Genomic DNA, 5,059 nt, shown 5'->3' with positions numbered 1-5,059 from the left:
GGCGTCCGATGAGCCGCTTGGGCCAACAGATGTTTTTTGCGCGAAAGCGAAGCGGCAGCAGCACCGATGTTGGTCACGAAGGCGTTATCACAGGACGTGATGCTTTTAGCCTTCGTTCCTCTATATCGCTAATCCCCAAGGAGTCACCCAGCCTCCACTCCAATCAACTTATTTACATAGTAGACGTTTTAACAAAAGTCATCCATAAATTTTGGTGATGAACCAATTTTATTACAGAAATATCTGCGGTTTTAGAGCAGATAGATTAGTTTCATGTCATTCAGCAAATAAATTTGGCAGCTGAATAGATTTGAAAAAAGCCCGCGCCTACAAGAGAACGAGACACGGGTTTTACATATACAAATTAATTAATAAGCCTTTAATCTCACCGATTTTATCGAGAAGATCAATTGCTTCCTTTTCTTCATCTAAAATATCTTGCGCAATCTCTACAAGACGCGTATCAATAGTTTCGATAATTTTTAAGCGTCTTCCTTCACCAAAACGATTCCATGTATGCGATTGCTTTAAATCCATACCATGCTCTACTGTTTCTTGTAGGAATCGTTTAACAAGCATTTTAAAACGAGCAAGCTCTCGTAAATTACGTGACCTTGCAACACGGTCACCTGCTGTAGAAATATCCCCTAGCAATCGTGTAAGCTGTTCAGTTTGCAATTTGGTGCCTTGCTTGACGACCATATCTCCAAATCGGTTATTTTGATTATTGTTATGCAGTGGTTCTTTACGATTAGTATTTAACCCGACACGTATATCTTGATTGATCTTCAAGCTTTTTCGCCCCCACTTGCTTTCTTTATCAAATACACAAAAGCTAAATTATAATGTGTTTTACTTCCCATTTAACGTGGCAATGATTTAAAAATGATGGAACTGTTCAATTGGTAATACAAAAACTGTCGCTCCACCTACCTCTACCTCTACAGGATAAGGTATATAGGAGTCTGTATTCCCGCCTAATGGCGAAACAGGTGCAACCATTTGTTCTCGTGCACGACAATTATCACGAATAATATCTAAAACTTTGGGTATGAGAGAGTCTTCCGTCCCAATAAGAAACGTCGTATTTCCAGAGCGTAAAAATCCTCCAGTGCTCGCTAATTTAGTTGCGCGAAACTGATTTTTTGTTAAAGCATTCGATAAACGGCTGCTATCCTGATCTTGCACTACAGCTACGACTAACTTCATTCGCACTCACCCCTTTGATAAAATTCATCTAAATAGATTTTAGTTACCTTTTATCAATTATGCGTCAGCATAATTGTGTACGGATTCGGCTTTGTGCACATGCCCTCTTTCCGATTCCGTGACATACGTTAGAGTTCCCCTGTTTTTAGTAGCTGTTTAGAACATCTACTAAAATAAAACCACATCTTCATTCATCTCAAAACATTTGCTGCTTTCGCGCAGTAAACATTTGCTGCTGTCGCTTCGCTTTCGCGTAGAAAACATTTGCTGCAAGTAAGATTATAGATGTTACCATTATATCACATTGTGGTAGACAACTTCATGCATTTACTGTATTGCTCCATATATTAATGACCATACATCTTCAACAACACGATCAATATTTTGGTCCGCATTGATGACATGTATACGCTCAGGATAACGCTCCACTAGTTGTAAATATCCTTCCCGAACCTTCTTATGAAAAGCTAAACTTTCAACATCTAAGCGATTTACTTCTCGCTCTCCATGTGCATGAATACGTGCCAAACCAACCTCTGGTGCAAGGTCAAATAATATTGTCATATCGGGTAACTTCTTACCGATTGCAAACTCATTAATGGATAATACTTCATCAACACCGATACCACGTGCATATCCTTGGTAAGCTAACGATGAATCGATAAAGCGATCGCAAATAACCATTTTACCAGCATCCAACGCAGGTCGTACTTTTTCAAAATAATGCTGACTTCTCGCCGCTGCGTATAATAACGCTTCTGTACGCTCATCCATGGCTGTATGTTCAGGGTCTAAAATAATGCTCCTAATTTTCTCAGCAATCTCAATACCACCAGGTTCTCTCGTTGCTAATACATCCATATTTTCTTCTGCAAGTCGCTCAGCTATTTTTTGAATGACTGTCGTTTTTCCAGCACCCTCTGGACCTTCAAATGTAATAAATAAATTGCAATTCATGCTGTTATTGCCTCCAACTATTTAATGATCTCAATCATTTTTTCTTCTAAACGGTGATTTCCTTGGAACGTTGCACCAGTAGCCAGTAACTCCTCTAACTGACTCAGCTTTGCTACTGTTATTTTTTCGCCTGGAACAAGCAATGGAATGCCTGGTGGATAAGGAATAATCATGCTTGCAGAAATACGTCCCATAGTTCGCATATACGGTAACCACTCTTTTTCCGCCTTTTCAATTTCATCAAATGTATAGGATGGTTCCGTAATGGCTACAAAATTATAGGCCGTTTGTGAAGCAGTTTCTATTTCCGTTTTTGGTGTACTTAATAACAATGTTATAGCATCCTTAATACGGATTCGTATTTCTGCAAATGGATAGTTATGCCCTTGTTTCAACAAAGGTAGCACAAGCAATACTTGATTCGTATCTGCTAGTTCTGCATATACGTGCTTTGCTTCTAATGCTTCTTGTAATTGAAAACCGCTATAGCCTTCAACCCGTAACAATAATTTGATAGGGTCGTCTACCTCAATAACTTCCAAAGAGCCAATACCTCGTAATGCCTCTACCCATTGATTCCTTTTTTCTATTATATATGCACCATCACTCTCCATATATGTCTGTATATAATAGCGTGCATCATCTAAAGAAGCCAATAAAAGATAGGATGGGCTGCTAGATTGTAGCATACGTAAATAGTGATTTATTTTGTCGACATCGATTAAGTCAGAATTAACATGCATAAAGGATGCCATTGTCATGGCAGGCAATGTTTTATGTGCAGACTGAACTACTATATCTGCGCCAAATGTCAGTGCTGATGGTTGAAACAAGGTACATGCACTAAAATGAGCTCCATGTGCTTCATCCACTAAAACAGGTATACCTTTTCCATGACAATACGCAATCTGCTGCTGTATTTCTTTAGATGTCATACCATAGTAAGTAGGATACGTTAAAACTACAGCGCGAGCCTCTGGATAATAATCAACTGCTTCTTTTAAATCTTTATAAGAAACATGCGTTGCCGTTAATGTACGTTCATCCCATAGCGGTGAAATAAATATAGGCTTTGCTCCAACAAGCTCAATTGCGTGAAATATAGACTTATGTGCATTACGTTGGACAATAATCGTATCACCTTTTTTACATGTAGCATAAATCATCGCTAGATTTCCAACTGTAGATCCACCTACTAAAAAGAAGCTTTTCATCGCCCCGTATGTATCTGCCAACAAGTTTTCTGCCTCTAATATCATTTCCTCTGGGTGATGTAAGTCATCAAGACCTGATAATTCAGTTACATCATATCGCATTACATCTTTAAAGGGCTGCGGAAGATGGGATAGTTCTCCGTGCTTATGCCCTGGTACATGAAAGGAAATATTTTGTTGTTGTCGAAAGCGCTCTAACCCTTCTACAATCGGCTTTTTCTTTTGCAAAACAAAACACCCATTTCCGTTATATTCTTATTTAATTATAACACTTACGTTACAAAAAAATTTGTTCAATGGATATTTCATATAACCTTTTTCCCGATCCAATGTGCTAGTAATGCAACAGGGATCAATAAAAGACAAAATGGCAAGCAAACGAAAATAATGTTCCATGTTATGACTTGATTAATTAATAACGAACGATACAAAATTAAACTGTATGGAATGACGATTATCAAAGATGTGAGTGCACCGGGTGTAATGGAACGAAGAAAAATAGACTGTGCAAGGTGCGTGAACGCATGTAGAAAGTAGGTTAGCGTAGCAATAGTGAAAAAGTAGATATCTCCAAATGGGCCTTGATTCACATATTGATTTGCTACAAACGTGGAACTACTTACAAACACAAATACTACGATTACTGCTACGGCAAACTGTGCTGTCGACATCGAGAACTGTTGCATAACCCGATTAGCAATTTTTTTCGGCAATCTTTCATACAAAATCGTAGAATTCTTCTTTAACCACTTTTCAACCATAATAATTTCTTCAAAATCATGGAGAATAAACATAATAGGGAATAGCCAAATAAGTGTTTGAATACCTATCATGAACCCGAAATAACTTAGGGTTAATTTCAGTTCCAACTCATTAACGTTTAATAAATATCATCTCGAATTCTTAGTGATAAGCCATAAAAAAAGATCATTGCATCTAATAGCAATGATCTTTTTATATGACATGATACTCTTCTTTTATTAGTAAAAAGTTATTTTAAAACGTACTTAACTCTAATTTCTCTACCCCCCACCATACTAGACACTAGCCGTTTTCGCCATCTTCTGTACTAGCTGCTCTACTAATGACGGTACAAACTTTTCTAATATTGGATTCATCATTCCTGCTAAGAAACCACTTGCCTTCATTGTTAAATTACCTACTAGCTGACATGTGCCATCTTGGTTTTGTATAACTTCAAAGTAACCATCACCATTTAAAGGATCTGATACGCCTACCAAATCAAATATAACCTGATTAGGATTTGACTCTTTGCACTTAAGTTCAACCTTTACAGCTTTTTGGATAATTCCAAAATCCCCTTGAAATACCCAAATCATATTTCGTTCACTTGGAAATTCATGATGTAAATAACCCGGTATTAGTACAGCCCATTCTTCTTTATTCTGAATAAACTCCTGTAGCTTAGCTTTTTGAATTTGAATATTTTCTCTATATAACCCTGTTGCCATCTCAATACACCCCTATATTTGTTTATTTAAATTAATTAAATTCTAACATTTTTTGGGTGTTATTACTGATTTTAAAAAATAAAAAAACCACTGATTTCTCAGTGGCTGCTTTGTGCCTAGCGACGTCCTACTCTCACAGGGGGAAGCCCCCAACTACCATCGGCGCTAAAGAGCTTAACTTCCGTGTTCGGTATGGGAACGGGTGTG

Annotated in this window: 7 protein-coding genes and 1 rRNA gene; 1 reads left to right on the top strand and 7 read right to left on the bottom strand. The window is 37.6% G+C overall.

Annotation, left to right across the window (positions count from 1 at the left end; all coding sequences use genetic code 11):
- Positions 1-218: hypothetical protein (locus tag ACFXN8_RS26210; protein WP_386848297.1), on the top strand; the 218-nt coding region annotated here is incomplete at its 5' end.
- A gap of 133 nt (positions 219-351) precedes the next feature.
- On the opposite strand, the gene ACFXN8_RS26205 is transcribed toward ACFXN8_RS26210, so the two are convergent.
- The 7 genes from ACFXN8_RS26205 to rrf form a co-directional block, all read right to left on the bottom strand.
- Positions 352-792, bottom strand: a complete 441-nt coding sequence (locus ACFXN8_RS26205; protein WP_376076039.1) for a YaaR family protein — start codon at positions 790-792, stop codon at positions 352-354.
- A gap of 87 nt (positions 793-879) precedes the next feature.
- Positions 880-1,209, bottom strand: a complete 330-nt coding sequence (locus tag ACFXN8_RS26200) for a cyclic-di-AMP receptor (protein ID WP_049667342.1) — start codon at positions 1,207-1,209, stop codon at positions 880-882.
- Positions 1,210-1,536: 327 nt separating this feature from the next.
- Complete coding sequence (gene tmk / locus ACFXN8_RS26195; RefSeq protein ID WP_386848296.1) at positions 1,537-2,166, bottom strand: dTMP kinase; 630 nt, start codon at positions 2,164-2,166, stop codon at positions 1,537-1,539.
- Positions 2,167-2,183: 17 nt separating this feature from the next.
- Positions 2,184-3,608 (bottom strand): aminotransferase class I/II-fold pyridoxal phosphate-dependent enzyme, encoded by a 1,425-nt coding sequence (locus ACFXN8_RS26190; protein WP_386848295.1) that lies wholly within the window; start codon positions 3,606-3,608, stop codon positions 2,184-2,186.
- Positions 3,609-3,685: 77 nt separating this feature from the next.
- Positions 3,686-4,213, bottom strand: coding sequence for an HXXEE domain-containing protein (locus tag ACFXN8_RS26185; protein WP_386848294.1), 528 nt, complete (start codon positions 4,211-4,213; stop codon positions 3,686-3,688).
- A 204-nt stretch (positions 4,214-4,417) separates the two neighbouring features.
- Entirely contained in the window at positions 4,418-4,852 is a 435-nt protein-coding gene (locus tag ACFXN8_RS26180) for an SRPBCC domain-containing protein (RefSeq protein WP_386848293.1), read from the bottom strand.
- A gap of 114 nt (positions 4,853-4,966) precedes the next feature.
- A 5S ribosomal RNA gene (gene rrf / locus ACFXN8_RS26175) occupies positions 4,967-5,059 on the bottom strand; the annotation flags it as partial.

The sequence above is a fragment of the Lysinibacillus sp. NPDC059133 genome (assembly GCF_042755925.1).
Classification (GTDB): Bacteria; Bacillota; Bacilli; order Bacillales_A; family Planococcaceae; genus Lysinibacillus.
The sequence above is the reverse complement of the archived record's forward strand: the minus strand, read 5'-3'. Positions and strand labels throughout refer to the sequence as shown.

Excerpts from the sequence above, each read along its gene's own strand:
- ACFXN8_RS26200 (WP_049667342.1), bottom strand. The coding sequence starts at position 1,209 with ATGAAGTTAGTCGTAGCTGTAGTGCAAGATCAGGATAGCAGCCGTTTA.
- tmk (WP_386848296.1), bottom strand. The coding sequence starts at position 2,166 with ATGAATTGCAATTTATTTATTACATTTGAAGGTCCAGAGGGTGCTGGA.
- ACFXN8_RS26185 (WP_386848294.1), bottom strand. The coding sequence starts at position 4,213 with ATGATAGGTATTCAAACACTTATTTGGCTATTCCCTATTATGTTTATT.
- ACFXN8_RS26180 (WP_386848293.1), bottom strand. The coding sequence starts at position 4,852 with ATGGCAACAGGGTTATATAGAGAAAATATTCAAATTCAAAAAGCTAAG.